This is a genomic window from Burkholderia sp. BCC1640, from assembly GCF_902833125.1.
GTDB classification, from domain to species: domain Bacteria; phylum Pseudomonadota; class Gammaproteobacteria; order Burkholderiales; family Burkholderiaceae; genus Burkholderia; species Burkholderia diffusa.
Map to the genome: position 1 here is coordinate 50,153 of NZ_CADFEF010000026.1, position 15,805 is coordinate 65,957.

The 15,805-nt window shown below is 65.4% G+C and carries 16 protein-coding genes; 7 read left to right on the forward strand and 9 right to left on the reverse strand.

The window, feature by feature from the left end:
* Positions 1 to 57 precede the first annotated feature (57 nt).
* From ccsA to HWX25_RS24915, 7 genes are all read left to right on the forward strand, one after another.
* Complete coding sequence (gene ccsA, locus HWX25_RS24885) at positions 58 to 951, forward strand: cytochrome c biogenesis protein CcsA (protein WP_059535204.1); 894 nt, start codon at positions 58 to 60, stop codon at positions 949 to 951.
* Positions 952 to 964: 13 nt separating this feature from the next.
* Positions 965 to 1,282: a PP0621 family protein gene (locus tag HWX25_RS24890; RefSeq protein ID WP_059700725.1), complete on the forward strand. Its 318-nt coding sequence runs from the start codon at positions 965 to 967 to the stop codon at positions 1,280 to 1,282.
* Positions 1,279 to 1,869, forward strand: a complete 591-nt coding sequence (ampD, locus tag HWX25_RS24895) for a 1,6-anhydro-N-acetylmuramyl-L-alanine amidase AmpD (protein ID WP_059608190.1) — start codon at positions 1,279 to 1,281, stop codon at positions 1,867 to 1,869. The genes HWX25_RS24890 and ampD overlap by 4 nt, the downstream gene beginning before the upstream one ends.
* Before the next feature lie 452 nt (positions 1,870 to 2,321).
* Positions 2,322 to 5,315: a ribonucleoside-diphosphate reductase subunit alpha gene (locus HWX25_RS24900; protein WP_059820706.1), complete on the forward strand. Its 2,994-nt coding sequence runs from the start codon at positions 2,322 to 2,324 to the stop codon at positions 5,313 to 5,315.
* Positions 5,316 to 5,678: 363 nt separating this feature from the next.
* Positions 5,679 to 6,890 carry a ribonucleotide-diphosphate reductase subunit beta gene (locus tag HWX25_RS24905; RefSeq protein ID WP_059535212.1) on the forward strand — a complete coding sequence of 404 codons (1,212 nt, stop codon included), beginning with the start codon at positions 5,679 to 5,681 and terminating at the stop codon, positions 6,888 to 6,890.
* Positions 6,891 to 6,972: 82 nt separating this feature from the next.
* On the forward strand, positions 6,973 to 7,299 hold the full coding sequence (locus HWX25_RS24910; RefSeq protein ID WP_082725592.1) for a hypothetical protein: 327 nt from the start codon (positions 6,973 to 6,975) through the stop codon (positions 7,297 to 7,299).
* Between the two features lie 28 nt (positions 7,300 to 7,327).
* A complete protein-coding gene (locus HWX25_RS24915; protein WP_175911074.1) occupies positions 7,328 to 8,026 on the forward strand; it encodes a histone H1-like DNA-binding protein in 699 nt (232 codons plus the stop codon).
* Positions 8,027 to 8,241: 215 nt separating this feature from the next.
* Here HWX25_RS24915 and HWX25_RS24920 read toward each other — a convergent pair whose 3' ends face one another.
* The 9 genes from HWX25_RS24920 to HWX25_RS24960 form a co-directional block, all read right to left on the reverse strand.
* Entirely contained in the window at positions 8,242 to 8,715 is a 474-nt protein-coding gene (locus HWX25_RS24920) for a glycine zipper 2TM domain-containing protein (RefSeq protein WP_059820708.1), read from the reverse strand.
* Between the two features lie 19 nt (positions 8,716 to 8,734).
* Positions 8,735 to 9,673 carry a carbohydrate kinase family protein gene (locus HWX25_RS24925; RefSeq protein WP_059689104.1) on the reverse strand — a complete coding sequence of 313 codons (939 nt, stop codon included), beginning with the start codon at positions 9,671 to 9,673 and terminating at the stop codon, positions 8,735 to 8,737.
* Positions 9,674 to 9,767: 94 nt separating this feature from the next.
* Complete coding sequence (tpx, locus tag HWX25_RS24930) at positions 9,768 to 10,271, reverse strand: thiol peroxidase (RefSeq protein ID WP_175911076.1); 504 nt, start codon at positions 10,269 to 10,271, stop codon at positions 9,768 to 9,770.
* Between the two features lie 72 nt (positions 10,272 to 10,343).
* The gene (locus HWX25_RS24935; protein WP_175911078.1) at positions 10,344 to 11,654 is read right to left on the reverse strand and encodes a DUF3426 domain-containing protein; all 1,311 of its coding nucleotides are present in this window, start codon (positions 11,652 to 11,654) and stop codon (positions 10,344 to 10,346) included.
* Between the two features lie 45 nt (positions 11,655 to 11,699).
* On the reverse strand, positions 11,700 to 12,602 hold the full coding sequence (gene prmA / locus HWX25_RS24940; RefSeq protein ID WP_059535223.1) for a 50S ribosomal protein L11 methyltransferase: 903 nt from the start codon (positions 12,600 to 12,602) through the stop codon (positions 11,700 to 11,702).
* A 2-nt stretch (positions 12,603 to 12,604) separates the two neighbouring features.
* On the reverse strand, positions 12,605 to 13,972 hold the full coding sequence (gene accC / locus HWX25_RS24945) for an acetyl-CoA carboxylase biotin carboxylase subunit (RefSeq protein ID WP_059535225.1): 1,368 nt from the start codon (positions 13,970 to 13,972) through the stop codon (positions 12,605 to 12,607).
* Between the two features lie 85 nt (positions 13,973 to 14,057).
* Positions 14,058 to 14,534 carry an acetyl-CoA carboxylase biotin carboxyl carrier protein gene (gene accB, locus HWX25_RS24950; RefSeq protein WP_059535226.1) on the reverse strand — a complete coding sequence of 159 codons (477 nt, stop codon included), beginning with the start codon at positions 14,532 to 14,534 and terminating at the stop codon, positions 14,058 to 14,060.
* A 64-nt stretch (positions 14,535 to 14,598) separates the two neighbouring features.
* A complete protein-coding gene (gene aroQ, locus HWX25_RS24955) occupies positions 14,599 to 15,051 on the reverse strand; it encodes a type II 3-dehydroquinate dehydratase (RefSeq protein ID WP_175911080.1) in 453 nt (150 codons plus the stop codon).
* A 194-nt stretch (positions 15,052 to 15,245) separates the two neighbouring features.
* On the reverse strand, positions 15,246 to 15,800 hold the full coding sequence (locus HWX25_RS24960; protein ID WP_175911082.1) for a TlpA disulfide reductase family protein: 555 nt from the start codon (positions 15,798 to 15,800) through the stop codon (positions 15,246 to 15,248).
* Positions 15,801 to 15,805 lie beyond the last annotated feature (5 nt).

The window sequence follows — 15,805 nt, forward strand, 5'->3', positions numbered from 1 at the left end:
AACGGAACCGAACAAAGGGAGCCGTCGCGGGAAGGGGGCCTAGTGTAAACTTCGAACATGGATATTGTACTGTATGCCCTCACCGCATTCCTGTACGGCGGCCTCGCCGTCGCAGGCTGGCGCACGCACCGCCAGGGCGCGACCTCGCTCGTCGCGAGCGTGCCGGCCGTGCCGGTTCCGGCGTCCGCCGCGTCGGGGATGAGCGGGGCCGGCCGCGCGCTGCTGTTCGCGGCGCTCGTCGCGCACGGCGTGCTGCTGCACATGACGATTTTTCCGCACGACGCGATGGTCTTCGGCTTCGCGTTCGCGCTGTCCGCGATGTTCTGGCTCGGCGCCGGCATCTACTGGATCGAGAGCTTCTTCTTCCCGCTAGACAGCCTGCGCCTGCTGGTGCTGCCGCTCGCGTGCGGCGCGTCGCTGCTGCCGCTCGTGTTCGGCGGTGTGCGGGTGCTGCCTTATGCCGCAGCGCCGCTGTTCAAGATGCACTTCCTGATCGCGAACATCGCGTACGGCCTTTTCGCGATCGCCGCGCTGCACGCGGTCCTGATGCTGATGGTCGAGCGGCGTCTGCAGTCGTTGAGGAGCGGCGGGCGCGACGGCTCGACCGGCTGGATCGCGAGCTGGCTCGAAACGCTGCCGCCGCTGCTCACGCTCGAGAAGCTGCTGTTCCGCCTGATCGGCGCCGGCTTCGTGCTGCTGACGCTGACGCTCGCGTCGGGGATCCTGTTCAGCGAGCAGGTCGATGCGCGCGCGTTGCGGCTCGATCACAAGACCGTGTTCGCGGTGCTGTCGTGGCTGATGTTCGGCGGCCTGCTGGTCGCCCACAAGACGTCCGGCTGGCGGGGGCGCGGCGCCGCGCGCTGGGTGCTCGTGTCGTTTGCCGCGCTGCTGCTCGCGTATGTCGGCAGCCGGTTCGTTTTCGAGGTGCTGCTGCACCGCTCCGTGGTTTGAACGCAGGTTTCCGATGCGACAGATTCTTCTCCTGATCCTTCTCTTCTTCGCGGGTTCGTGGCTCACGCGCAAGCTGCGCCAGGCCCAGGAGCACGCGCAGGCGCGCAACGGCCGCGGTGGCGGCTTCGACGGCGCGCCCGGTTCCGGCAGCGCCGGGACGGCACGCCCGAACGGCGATGCGCGCTCGCTGCCCGAACCGATGGTGCGCTGCGCCGAATGCGGCGTGCATACGCCGAAGGGCGACGCCGTCGCCGCGGGTGGCGAATACTTCTGCAGCACCGAGCACGCGCAGCGCCACGGCGCACACGCGAGCGGCCGCGACGCCCGATGAGCGACGCAGCGCTGCTGTCGGTCGACGCGCACGGCTGGGTGCGCGAAGCGCGCCACGCGCCGTCGCCGAATTTCGAGGCGCGGCCCGCGGGCGCGGTGCCGACGCTCGTCGTCGTCCACAACATCAGCCTGCCGCCCGGCGAGTTCGGCGGCGACGCGATCGAGGCGCTGTTCCTGAATCGCCTCGATTGCGATGCGCACCCTTATTACCAGAGCCACCTGCGCGGCGTGCGCGTGTCCGCGCATTTCCTGATCCGTCGCGACGGTGAGCTCGTGCAGTTCGTGTCGTGCGACGAGCGTGCATGGCATGCGGGCGCGTCGGAGTTCTTCGGCCGACCGCGCTGCAACGACTTCTCGATCGGCATCGAGCTCGAAGGCGCGGACGACGTACCGTTCGACGCGGCGCAGTACGCGACGCTCGGCGTGCTCGCGCGCACGCTTGCCGCGCGCTATCCGATCGATGCGGTGGCCGGGCATTCCGACGTCGCGCCGGGCCGCAAGACCGACCCGGGACCGCACTTCGATTGGCAACGCTTCGCAGGCGATGCCGGCTTTTCCGCCGAATACTTTCCTTTCCGTCAGCACTGAGCGCAGGGTTTTTTGACCGGGGAAAGTTTTTTCTCCGACCAATGCCTTGTCGTGTCTGCGCGCGAGCGATGTCAAGACCTCCATCGCAAATTATCCGTTTTGACCTCGTCCGAATGTCCACTATACTTGGTGCCAGTTGAGCAGTTCTGTACTAGATATAGTGTGTGTCGCAGGGGAAACCCGAGCGGCACCGGCCGGCGGGCAACGCCGGCGGACAGGGTTCTCAGGGCGGCGCGCCAGGCCGGGCGGTCCGGGCGTCGCGATCAAGCGCAGCGAACTTCGACGGGGCAGGGTACACATGACGAAGCACACGACCGGAACGGTTGTCGCGCATCGACCGAACCGGCTTCCCCGACGCATCGCTCGCCTCTTACCGCTCGCGCACGCCATTGCGCAGCGTTCGTTTTAATCCGCGGTTCTCTCCGCACCATCCAACACCAGGAGCTTTGCACATGCAAACCACCGACAACGCGACGTCCCAGTACGAGAGCGCCTCGAGCCGTCCGCTCGGCGGGACCGAACAGGGCGCACAGGCGCTCGCGCCGCAGGCCACGTTCGCCGACTACAAGGTGATCCGCCGCAACGGCAGCGTGGTGTCGTTCGAGCCTTCGAAGATCGCGATTGCGGTGACCAAGGCTTTCCTGGCCGTCAACGGCGGGCAGGGCGCGGCATCGGCGCGCGTACGCGAACTCGTCGAGCAGCTGACGCACAACGTCGTGCGCGCGCTCGTGCGCAGCCGTCCGAACGGCGGTACGTTCCATATCGAAGACATCCAGGACCAGGTCGAACTCGCGCTGATGCGCGGCGGCGAGCACAACGTCGCGCGTGCGTACGTGCTGTATCGCGAGAAGCGTCACCTCGAGCGTCAGCATGCGGGCGAGGAAGCAGCGGCCGTGGGCGGTGAGTCGAGCACCGGCATCAACGTCGTCGACAATGGCGTCACGCGTCCGCTCGACATGAACGCGCTGCGTGCGCTGATCGTGTCGGCGTGCGACGGCCTCGGCGCTGCGGTTAACCCTGACCCGATCGTCGCGGAAACGGTGAAGAACCTGTACGACGGCGTGCCGATGAGCCAGGTCTACGACTCGGCGATCCTCGCTGCGCGCACGATGATCGAAAAGGATCCGGCATACAGCCAGGTCACGGCCCGCATCCTGCTGCACACGATCCGTCGCGAGATCCTCGGCGAGGAAGTGGTGCAGGCCGACATGTCGGCCCGCTACGCCGAATACTTCCCGCAGTTCCTGAAGCGCGGCGTCGACGCCGGCCTGCTCGACGACAAGCTGCTGCAGTTCGACCTGAAGCGTCTGGGCGAAGCGCTCGACGCGAACCGCGATCTGCAATTCGGCTACCTCGGCCTGCAGACGCTGTACGACCGCTACTTCCTGCACGTCGACGGCACCCGCATCGAAATGCCGCAGGCATTCTTCATGCGCGTCGCGATGGGCCTGTCGCTGAACGAGATCGACCGCGAAACGCGCGCGATCGAGTTCTACAACGTGCTGTCGAGCTTCGACTTCATGAGCTCGACGCCGACGCTGTTCAACTCGGGCACCCACCGCTCGCAGCTGTCGTCGTGCTACCTGACGACGGTCGCGGACGACCTCGACGGCATCTATGAAGCGCTGAAGGAAAACGCGCTGCTGTCGAAGTTCGCCGGTGGCCTCGGCAACGACTGGACCCGCGTGCGCGCACTCGGCTCGCATATCAAGGGCACGAACGGCAAGTCGCAAGGCGTGGTCCCGTTCCTGAAGGTCGTCAACGACACGGCCGTCGCGGTCAACCAGGGCGGCAAGCGCAAGGGCGCGGTGTGCGCGTACCTGGAATCGTGGCACCTCGACATCGAGGAATTCCTCGAGCTGCGCAAGAACACCGGCGACGACCGCCGCCGTACGCACGACATGAACACGGCGAACTGGATTCCCGACCTGTTCATGAAGCGCGTGATGGAAGGCGCCGACTGGACGCTGTTCTCGCCGTCGACCTGCCCGGATCTGCACGACAAGTTCGGCGCGGAGTTCGAGAAGGCTTACACGGCTTACGAAGACAAGGTCGCGCGCGGCGAGATCAAGCTGTTCAAGAAGATCCCGGCGCAGCAACTCTGGCGCAAGATGCTCGGCATGCTGTTCGAAACCGGCCACCCGTGGATCACGTTCAAGGATCCGTGCAACGTGCGCTCGCCGCAACAGCACGTCGGTGTCGTCCATTCGTCGAACCTGTGCACGGAAATCACGCTGAACACGAGCGACACCGAAATCGCGGTGTGCAACCTGGGCTCGGTGAACCTCGTCGCCCACCTGGTGAAGCAGGCCGACGGCAGCTACGCGCTCGACCACGACAAGCTGAAGCGCACGATCAGCGTCGCGATGCGCATGCTCGACAACGTGATCGACATCAACTACTACGCGGTGCCGAAGGCGCGTAACTCGAACCTGAAGCACCGTCCGGTCGGCATGGGCATCATGGGCTTCCAGGACTGCCTGCATCTGCTGCGCACGCCGTACGCGTCGGAAGCGGCCGTCGAGTTCGCCGATCGTTCGATGGAAGCGGTCTGCTACTACGCGTACTACGCGTCGACCGAGCTGGCCGAGGAACGCGGCCGTTACTCGAGCTACCGCGGCTCGCTGTGGGATCGCGGCATCCTCCCGCAGGACACGCTGAAGCTGCTGACGGAAGCGCGCGGCGGCTACGTCGAGGTCGACACGTCCGAGTCGCTCGACTGGACGACGCTGCGTTCGCGGATCGCCGCACACGGCATGCGCAACTCGAACTGCGTCGCGATCGCGCCGACGGCGACGATCTCGAACATCATCGGCGTGTCGGCATGCATCGAGCCGACCTTCCAGAACCTGTACGTGAAGTCGAACCTGTCGGGCGAATTCACGGTGGTCAACGAGTACCTCGTTCGCGACCTGAAGGAACGCGGCCTGTGGGACGAAGTGATGGTTGCCGACCTGAAGTACTTCGACGGCATGCTGTCGCGCATCGACCGCATCCCGGCCGACCTGCGCGCGATCTACGCGACCGCGTTCGAAGTCGACCCGACGTGGCTGGTCGAAGCGGCGTCGCGTCGTCAGAAGTGGATCGACCAGGCGCAGTCGCTGAACATCTACATGGGCGGCGCGTCGGGCAAGAAGCTCGACGAGGTCTACAAGCTCGCATGGCTGCGCGGTCTGAAGACGACCTACTACCTCCGCACGATGGCGGCGACGCACGTCGAGAAGTCGACGGTCGCACACGGCGCGCTGAACGCAGTGCCGACGAGCGGCGGCTCGAGCAGCGGCGGCGCGCAAGGCGCGGCAGGCGGCTTCGGTGCAGCGGGCGGCGATGCATCGTCGGGCGCGATCAATGCTGCACCGGCGCTGGCGCCGGTCGAAGCAGACGGTCCGGTGTGCACGATGCGTCCGGGCGACCCGGGCTTCGACGAGTGCGAAGCCTGCCAGTAACGCGGCGCGCATGACCTGAAGAAGGTTCGGGCGGCGCGCACGGCAACCGATCGAGGTTGAAGTGTGCGCCGCTCTCTACTAAAAAAATGATAAGGAATCTGTAACGCGGCACTTGCGTTGCAGGCAGTGACAAGCGATCGAAACATCCCCGACGACGTCGCGTTTCGATCAGCGTTCGATGCGTCGAGCGCACCTCGCGATACATGCGTGACACGCGTCGCGCTCTGCATGAACGACGATGCGTTGCTCAAAGTGTTGTATCGAGGTCGCAACGCGAATCGAAAAAAGGATTTTTCGTGAGCGAACCCTTTTATCGCTCAGGAAAAGATGGTACAAACCGTTCTAAATTGATGGTGAGAATTTATGCTCAACTGGGATGACGAGAAGACTGCCGTAACCCCCGCGAGCGGAGCGCAGCAAAACGCGATGCGCACCTCCGCAGGGATGGCTGTCGGACTGCAGGCTGCAACGCCTGCCGCCCATCAGGTCCGCGACATTTTCGAAGGCGATCTTGCGGTGCCGCCGCAAGCATCGGCTGTTCCCGCTGGCGGTTCGGAAGCGCGGGTCAATGTCGCCGACAAACGCATCATCAACGGCCAGACTGACGTCAATCAGCTGGTGCCGTTCAAGTACAAGTGGGCGTGGGAAAAGTATCTGGCGGGTTGCGCGAACCACTGGATGCCGCAAGAAATCAACATGTCCCGCGACATCGCACTGTGGAAGGACCCGAACGGTCTGACCGAGGACGAGCGCCGCATCGTCAAGCGCAACCTCGGCTTCTTCGTGACGGCCGATTCGCTCGCCGCGAACAACATCGTGCTCGGCACGTACCGCCACATCACGGCGCCCGAATGCCGGCAGTTCCTGCTGCGCCAGGCGTTCGAGGAAGCGATCCACACGCACGCGTATCAATACATTGTCGAATCGCTCGGTCTCGACGAAGGCGAGATCTTCAACGCGTACCACGAGGTCACGTCGATCCGCGCGAAGGACGAATTCCTGATCCCGTTCATCCACACGCTGACGGACCCGGCCTTCAAGACCGGCACGCTCGAAGCGGATCAGAAGCTGCTGAAGTCGCTGATCGTGTTCGCCTGCATCATGGAAGGCCTGTTCTTCTATGTCGGCTTCACGCAGATCCTCGCACTCGGCCGCCAGAACAAGATGACGGGTGCTGCAGAGCAATATCAGTACATCCTGCGTGACGAGTCGATGCACTGCAATTTCGGCATCGACCTGATCAACCAGATCAAGCTCGAGAACCCGCATCTCTGGACCGCGGAATTCCGCGCCGAGATCCGCGAGCTGTTCAAGCAGGCTGTCGAACTCGAATACCGCTACGCCGAGGACACGATGCCGCGCGGCGTGCTGGGTCTGAACGCGTCGATGTTCAAGAGCTATCTGCGCTTCATCAGCAACCGTCGTTGCCAGCAGATCGGCCTCGATCCGCTGTTCCCGAACGAGGAAAACCCGTTCCCGTGGATGAGCGAGATGATTGACCTGAAGAAGGAACGCAACTTCTTCGAGACGCGTGTGATCGAGTATCAGACGGGCGGTGCGCTGTCCTGGGAATAACCCGCAGCAGCGAACCCGTCACATGATGGAGCAGCCGGCGGCCTCTCGGCCCCGGCCCAAGGTTTAGGAGCAAGAACGCCTGATGCAAAGCATGCCCGGTGCCTTATCGGCCCAACGACATGATCGGCACTTTGCGAACCCTTCAGTGGGATGGGCAAACTTCCCTCCGGAAAAAGCGGACGGCCGTGTGGCGGTCCGCTTGATCAAGCGATTAGGGGTAGCGGCGCGAGGTGCGCCGGCTACCGACTTGATTTGGCGCGCGAGGCCATGGGGTCACGCGCGCCATACCGTATTCATTAGCGTAAGCGCGTGGTATCCGCGTACGCCGATGAATAGCCCGCTTCGAAGCGCACGTCCTGAACAGCGTCCGCGGGAAGCGGGTTTTGACGAAGGGTGTAGTTTGAACTGACTCTCATCTGAACCTGAAGGAGAACAACATGGCTACTGCCAAGAAAAAACCGGCTGCTAAGAAGGTCGCTGCCAAGAAGACCGTTGCGAAGAAGGCTGCTGCTCCGGCGAAGAAGGCCGCTGCGGTGAAGAAGGTTGCTGCGAAGAAGGTCGCGGTGAAGAAGGTCGCCGCGAAGAAGGCAGCACCGGCGAAGAAGGCCGCTGCGAAGAAGGTCGCGGCAAAGAAGGTCGCAACGAAGAAGGTTGCAGCCAAGAAGGTTGCTGCGAAGAAGGTCGCTGCGAAGAAGGTCGCGGTGAAGAAGGTTGCCGCGAAGAAGGCAGCACCGGCGAAGAAGGCCGCTGCGAAGAAGGTTGCAGCCAAGAAAGTCGCAGTGAAGAAGGTTGCTGCGAAGAAGGCCGCACCGGCGAAGAAGGCTGCTGCGAAGAAGGCCGCGCCGGCGAAGAAGGCTGCCGCGAAGAAGGCTGCGCCTGCGAAGAAGGCCGCTGCGAAGAAGGCTGCCCCTGCCAAGAAGGCTGCGCCTGCGAAGAAGGCTGCCGCTGCACCGAAGGCTGCCGCACCGAAGGCCGCTGCCCCGGCGAAGAAGGCTGCTGCTCCGAAGAAGGCCGTCGTGAAGAAGGCTGCACCGGCAACCACCGCGTCGACCGCATCGGTCGCGCCGGCATCGGGCGTGAAGACCGCGCTCAACCCGGCAGCGGCATGGCCGTTCCCGACCGGCAGCCGTCCGTAATCGCGGCTGACCAGTACCACCCGGACACTCACGTGGTGTCCGCGGGTTGAGTAGCGCTACTCAATCGGTCCCGCCATCTGGCTCAGGTGGCGGGATTTTTTTCGTCCGTATTCGTCGATGCGTCGACCGGCTGCCGGGCACGGACGAAAAAAAACGCATGTGCAGCTTCGCACATGCGTTCGACCGCGGCTTGCGCCGCGTGCTGAGGATGCTCGTTAGTGCGTGACGCGCGTGACGCCGCCGCTCGACAGCAGGCGCACACGCTCGCCGGCGCGGAACACTTCGCCGCTCGCCGCCTGCGTGATCGAACGCAGGTCGCCGTTGTCGAGGCGCACGGTGATCTCGACACCGTTCGCCGTGCTGAGGTTTTCGCCGACCGCGTTGCCCGCGACCGCGCCGACAAGACCGCCCGCGATGGCCGTCAGGATCGACCCCTTGCCGCCACCGATCGCGCTGCCTGCGACCGCGCCGAGCGCACCGCCACCGAGCGTACCGATCGCGCTGCCGCCGCCGTCGGACTGGATGCGCACGGCACGGACGCTTTCGACCGTGCCCATGCGGACGGTCTGTTCGCGCTGCGCCTGACCGACGCTATAGACATCTGCCGAGCCCGGCGCCGTGAAGCAGCCCGCGAGCGTCAGCGTGGCCGTCAGCATGGCGGCGAGCGTGAGGGTTTTCTTGGTCGTCATTTTTGCTCTCCCACAATATTCATTTGAGACTGTACCCGAAGGCAGCCTCGAAACGCGCGTCGATTTCGGCGCGCGTCAGTGCGTAAGTTTGAGGCCCCTGGTGGGCGATCTTGATCGAGCCCATCAGGCTCGCGAGGCGGCCCGTGGTTGCCCAGTCGAGGCCATTCTCGATGCCGTACAGCAGGCCGCCACGGAAGGCGTCGCCGCAGCCGGTCGGATCGACGACACGCTCGGCTTGCACGACCGGAATCTGTTCTTCGCCGTTTTTGTGAAGAATAGTGGAGCCGTGCTCGCCGCGCGTGATGATCAACGCCTGAACCCGGCTGGCGATTTCCTGTTCGGACCAGCCCGTCTTGTCGCTGACGAGTTTGCCCTCGTAGTCGTTGACCGCGACGAAGGTCGCGAGTTCAATGATGCGGCGCAGCGTCGCACCATCGAACAGCGGCAGGCCCTGGCCCGGATCGAAGATGAACGGGATGCCGGCCTTCGCGAATTGCTCGGCGTGCTGGACCATCCCGTCGAAGCCGTCCGGCGCGACGATGCCGAGCTTCACGCCCGACACTTCGTCCGCGCGGTTCAGGTGCGACTGCATCATCGCGCCCGGGTGAAATGCGGTGATCTGGTTGTTCTCGAGATCGGTCGTGATCATCGCCTGCGCGGTGTGCGTTTCGGGCACCACGCGCACGCTGGCCTTGGACAGGCCGAGGCTGTCGAGACGCTCGAGATAGCGATCGGCGTCGTTCGCGCCGACCGTCGCCATGATGCGCGCGTCGCCGCCGAGCATGTGCAGCGCGTAAGCGATGTTCCCCGCGCAACCGCCGAATTCGCGACGCATCGTCGGCACGAGGAAGCTCACATTCAGAAGGTGAACCTGGTCGGGCAGGATGTGCTCGCGAAACCGGCCTTCGAAGGTCATGATGTTGTCGTAGGCGAGCGAGCCGCAAATCAGCGTAGTCAAGGCGTGCGTTCCTGTAGAGAGCAAAAGGAAGCGGCCGCCCGGCCGGTGCGCCGAGGCCGTCGGGCCTCGCGCGGCAGCGCCGGGCGGCAGCGGGTTACTTCAGTGCGGCGAGCGCTGCGTCGTAGTTCGGCTCGTCCTTGATCTCGCCGACGAGTTCCGCGTGGGTCACCTTGTCCTGCGCGTCGAGCACGACGACCGCGCGGGCCGTCAGGCCGTTCAGCGGGCCGCTCGTCACGTCGACGCCATACGCGTTCGCGAACGCGCGGGCGCCGCGGAACGTCGAAGCCGTCACGACGTTCGCGAGGCCTTCCGTCGTGCAGAAGCGCGTGGCGGCGAACGGCAGGTCGCCGGATACGACGATCACGACCGTGTTGTCGAGCGACGACGCGGCTTCGTTGAACTTGCGGGTCGACGTTGCGCAGGTCGGCGTGTCGAGGCTCGGGACGATGTTCAGCACCTTGCGCTTGCCGGCGAAGCTGGCGAGCGACAGATCGGCGAGGTCCTTGCCGACCAGCTTGAAGTCGGGGGCTTGCGAGCCGACGGCCGGGAACGTGCCGGCGAGATCGATCGGGTTGCCACCCAGCGTAACTTTGCTCATGTTCGTGCTCCGAAATAGCGCGCCGCTGCGGCGCGCGGGTTGAGACGGCGCGCATGCGCGCGCCGCGGGGCGTCACGGATAGAAGATCTGGACGCGGAAATTCGAGGCGGGCGCGCCGTTCGTGTCGAGACGGACGACCATCGTCCGCGTCGTGCCGGGCGGCAGCCCGGCGTCGATCGGCGTGCCCGGGCGGACGTAGTCGCGCGGCGCGAGCACGCGGCGCACGGTCACGTGATTCGTGTCGTCGAGCAGCGTCAGCTCGAGCGACGGGTAGGCGAGTGCGACGCGGTAGCGGTTCGTCAGCGGCACCTTCAACTCCAGCACGCGCGGGCCGTCGATCTGGCGCAGGTCGGCCGCGTCGAGCCGCAGGCCATCGATTGCGCGCGGCGGCGTCACCGTGCAGCCGAGCGGCGCGCACGCCTGCCGGAACCAGCCTTGCGTGACCGGCCAGTAGATCATCACGGTTTCGCGCTGCCACCACGCGAGTTGCGCGACGAGCAGCACCGCGAGCGCGGCGGCGACGAGTCCGCCGAAAAAGCCGCCGAGCATCCCGCGTCGCTGCGGCGCGCGCGTCTCGCGGGTCACGGCGAAGTGCGGGCGATCGTCGTCGGCCAGTGCGGCGGGGAAGGGCGCGGCCGGTTGGACGGCCGCTTCGCTGGCCGCCGCGGCCGGTGCGGGGGCGCGCTCGTCGGCGTCGGCGCTGGGTTCAGGGACGGCTTGCGCCGGCGTGAATGCGAAGCGCGGTTCGCGCGGTGCGCGTTCGTCGTCGGGTACGGAGAAGTGCGCGTTGCCAACAGGTTCGTCCGCGTCGGCCGCCGACGGCGTGTGCGCGACGAAGCGCGGTTCGCGCAGGTCGGGTTCGGCGGGTGGCGTGGCCCGCGATGCGCCGGATGAGTCGGTTTCGTGGCGCGCCCAATCCGGCTCCGCCGACGCGACAGCGTGCAGTTCGGCCGGAGCCGATGCGATCGGGGCAGGCGTGCCGGACAGGTGGACGACGCCAGCGTCCATGGCCGGCGGCGCGAGCGGCACCAGCGGCTCGGTGCGCACGGTCTGTACGTTGTGCTGCAGGGACGGATCGACGCCGGCATCGAGCCACGGCGCCCACATGTCCCAGCCTTCGGGCTGGTAGTCGGAGCCGGACGTCGGCTCGACCGGTGCGTCGGTGGCGAAGAGCCGTGCGGGCGCGGCTTCGTGTTGCGGTACGGCGGCGGCCGGCCCGGCCGGTTCCGCTTCGGTCAGCGCCGGCTCGGGAACGAGCGACTGCGCCGCGTTGAAGACCTGATGGCAGTGTCCGCAGCGCACGAGCCCGTCATGCAGCGAGAGCTGTTCCTGCTGCAGCCGGAAGACGGTTTCGCAATGAGGGCAGCGCGTCGCAAGAAGCATGTCGAGCCGGGCGGCCTGCTGGCCAGAGTGAAGGACAGCGCTATTCTAATGGCTTTCCCGCCGCGTTCCGGCGAGGCATACCCAACCTTCGTGTTCGCGCCAGACCGAGATGTCGACGTAGCGCGCATAGACGGCCGCGACTTCGTCCGCCTGGCGCGCGAGCACACCCGACAGCGCGATGCGCCCGCCCGGTTTCACCTTCGATGCGAGCATCGACGCCATCAGCTTCAGCGGGTTCGACAGGATGTTGGCGACGACGATGTCGAATTCGCCGGCCGGGCATGCGTCGGGCAGCCCGTACGTGACTTCCGCGTGGTTGCGTTCGCTGTTCTGCCGCGCCGATTCGACCGCTTGAGGATCGATGTCGATGCCGACCACGGGGTTCGCCCCGCATTTCTTCGCGAGGATCGCGAGAATGCCCGAGCCGCAACCGTAGTCGAGCACGGACTGGCCGGGCTTCACCGACTGTTCGAGCCATTCCATGCACAGGCGCGTGGTCGGGTGGCTGCCCGTGCCGAATGCGAGGCCGGGGTCGAGTTCGAGGATCAGCGCGTCGGGGTCGGGTGCGTCGTGCCACGACGGCACGACCCAGATCCGCTCGCCGATCGGAATCGGCTCGAATTGCGACTGCGTGAGCCGCACCCAGTCCTGTTCCTCGACTTCGCGTACGTCGAACTTCGGCGTCTCGGCGACGCCGATCTCGTTCGCGGCCGCCGCGAGCAGCACGGCCGGATCGTGATCGGGCGACAGCAGCGCGATCACGCGCGAGTGCTGCCATGCGGTGCGTTCGGGAACGAGGCCCGGCTCGCCGAAGAGCGGCTGTTCGTCGGGCGTGTCGGCGTCGGCGTCCTCGACGGACACCGACAGCGCGCCCAGGTCGAGCAGCGCGTCGGACAGCGCCTCCGCATGCTCACGGGCCAGTTCGACGACGAGTTCGCGATAGCTCATGCTTACGCTTCTTCCGGTGCGACCTGCTGCTTCTGGGCGAGCCGGTGTTCGAGATAGTGGATGCTGGTGCCGCCTTCGACGAACTTCGAGTCGATCATCAGCTCGCGGTGCAGCGGGATGTTGGTCTGGATGCCTTCGACGACCATCTCCGACAGCGCGATGCGCATCCGGCGGATCGCCTGGTCGCGCGTCGCGCCGTAGGTGATCAGCTTGCCGATCATCGAATCATAGTTCGGCGGCACGAAATAGCCATTGTATGCATGCGAGTCGACGCGCACGCCGGGGCCGCCCGGCGTATGCCACGACGTGATCCGACCCGGAGACGGCGTGAACTTGAACGGATCTTCCGCGTTGATCCGGCATTCGATCGCATGTCCGCGGAACTGGATGTCGCGCTGGCGCAGCGCGATCTTCTCGCCGGCTGCGATGCGGATCTGTTCCTGGACGATGTCGACGCCCGTGATCATTTCCGACACCGGGTGCTCGACCTGCACGCGCGTGTTCATCTCGATGAAGTAGAACTCGTTGTTCTCGTACAGGAATTCGAACGTGCCCGCGCCGAGATAGCCCATCTTCTTGCACGCGTCCGCGCAGCGGTCGCCGATGCGCTCGATCAGGCGGCGCGGAATGCCGGGCGCCGGCGCTTCCTCGATCACCTTCTGGTGACGGCGCTGCATCGAGCAGTCGCGCTCGCCGAGCCAGATCGCGTTCTTGTGCGCGTCCGACAGCACCTGGATTTCGATGTGGCGCGGGTTCTCGAGGAACTTCTCCATGTACACCTGCGGGTTGCCGAACGCACGGCCGGCTTCCTCGCGGGTCATGTTGACCGCATTGACCAGCGCGGCCTCGGTGTGCACGACGCGCATCCCGCGCCCGCCGCCGCCGCCCGCTGCCTTGATGATGACCGGATAGCCGATCGCGCGGGCAATCTTCACGATCTCCTTCGGATCGTCCGGCAACGCGCCTTCCGAACCCGGCACGCACGGCACGCCGGTCTTGATCATGGTCTGCTTCGCGGTGACCTTGTCGCCCATCAGGCGGATCGTTTCCGGACGCGGGCCGATGAACGTGAAGCCCGACTGCTCGACGCGTTCCGCGAAGTCGGCGTTCTCCGACAGGAAGCCGTAGCCGGGGTGGATCGCCTCGGCATCGGTGACTTCCGCGGCGCTGATCAGCGCCGGCATGTTCAGGTAGCTCAGGTTCGACGGGGCCGGGCCGATACAGACGGCTTCGTCCGCGAGGCGGACATACTTGGCTTCCTTGTCGGCTTCCGAGTAGACAACCACCGTCTTGACGCCGAGCTCGCGGCACGCGCGCTGGATGCGCAGCGCGATTTCACCGCGGTTGGCAATGAGGATTTTTTCAAACATAGCGAGTATTCGTCTCTTCGAGGGGCGCGCGAACGGCGCCTGGCGAGCATCGGCGGTGCGCGGCCGGACAGGCCGCGCGGCGGGCTTAGCCGATCACGAAAAGCGGCTGGCCGTATTCGACGGCCTGGCCGTTCTCGACGAGGATTTCCTTGATCACGCCGGCCTTGTCCGACTCGATCTCGTTGAGCAGCTTCATCGCTTCGATGATGCAGATGGTCTGGCCTTCCTTGACCGTGTCACCGACCTGGGTGAACGGGTCCGCGCCCGGCGACGGCGCGCGATAGAACGTGCCGACCATCGGCGACGTCACGACGTGGCCTTGCGGCACGGCGGGCGCGGCAGCGGCGCCTGCGGCCGGCGCGGCAGCCGCGCCTTCGGTCGGCAGCGCGACCGCCGGGGCCGGTGCGCTGACCTGCGGGGCAAATCCGCCCGTCGGCTGGACATAGACCGGCGGCGCGTTCTTGACGATACGCACCTTGCCTTCGCCTTCCGTCACTTCCAGCTCGGAGATGCCGGATTCGGAGACGAGGTCGATCAGAGTTTTCAGCTTACGAAGATCCATCGGGAATTCCCCTTTCAATACGTGAAAGCGCCGGTGGGACCGGCGCTGAATCTAGATCGCGAAATCAGCCGCGCGACGCGCCTTGGAGCTTGTCGAGCGCGTACTCGAGCGCGTACAGATAACCTTTCCAGCCGAGCCCGCAGATCACGCCTTCGGCCTGGTCGGAAAAGTAGGAGTGGTGCCTGAACGCTTCGCGGCGGTGCACGTTCGACAGATGAACCTCGACGAACGGGATGCCAACGCCGGCGATCGCGTCCCGGATCGCGACGCTCGTGTGCGTATACGCGGCGGGATTGATCAGGATGAAATCGGTCTGTTCCTCCCGCGCGGCCTGGATGCGGTCGACGAGCGCGCCTTCATGGTTGCTCTGGAACGACGACAGTTCGGCGCCGGCTTCCTGCGCCCGCGCGGCAAGCGCCTGATCGATCTGCGAGAGCGTGACGCGGCCGTACACCTCCGGTTCCCGGGTGCCGAGAAGGTTCAGGTTGGGGCCGTGCAGCACCAGCAATCGTGTCATGGTCGCTTCTATTTCTGCGGAATTGCGCGAACTTTAGCGCTATTTAGAGAAATTTGTCTAGTTTTGCCGAACGGCCGCGCGCGCCGGACCTGCAAGAATTACCGGTGCGGCCGCAAAGTATCAGCGAATTCCCGTGAAATTGCGCCGATCGACGCACAAATCGCCGCCAACGCGCAGGCAGCCGTTCAGGGCGATCACAACGCGTCGAGGGTCTTTTTCAGCTCGGCCGGTTGGATTTGTCCCAATTTTGTCTCGCGAATCTTGCCGGTTTCGTCGATGACGACCGTAAACGGCAGCGCGCCGGCGGTATTTCCAAAATTACGGGCCAGATCGGCGCCCGCATAACCGCTGACGAAAACCGGATAGTCGACCTTCACCTTCTGCAGAAAGTTCTTCACGTTCTGGTCGGAATCGACGCCGATCCCGATGAAACGGATCCCCTTCTGCTTGTATTGGTGCGACAGCGCGACGAGTTCCGGCATCTCTTCGACGCACGGGCCGCACCACGACGCCCAGAAATTGACCACGACCTTCTGGCCCTTGAAGGAAGCGAGCGACGCCGGCTTGCCGTCGACGCCGGTCAGCGACGCCGCCCACAGCTGGTCGACCGGGCTGCCTTTCGCGGCGGATGCGGCGACGGCGACGCCGTCATCGGCGCTGCCGCCGCGGAACCAATGGCCGGCGGCGAGCCCGCCGGCAACGGCGGCGGCCGCGACCACCGCGAGCGCCAACATGCGTTTCATCATCATCGTTG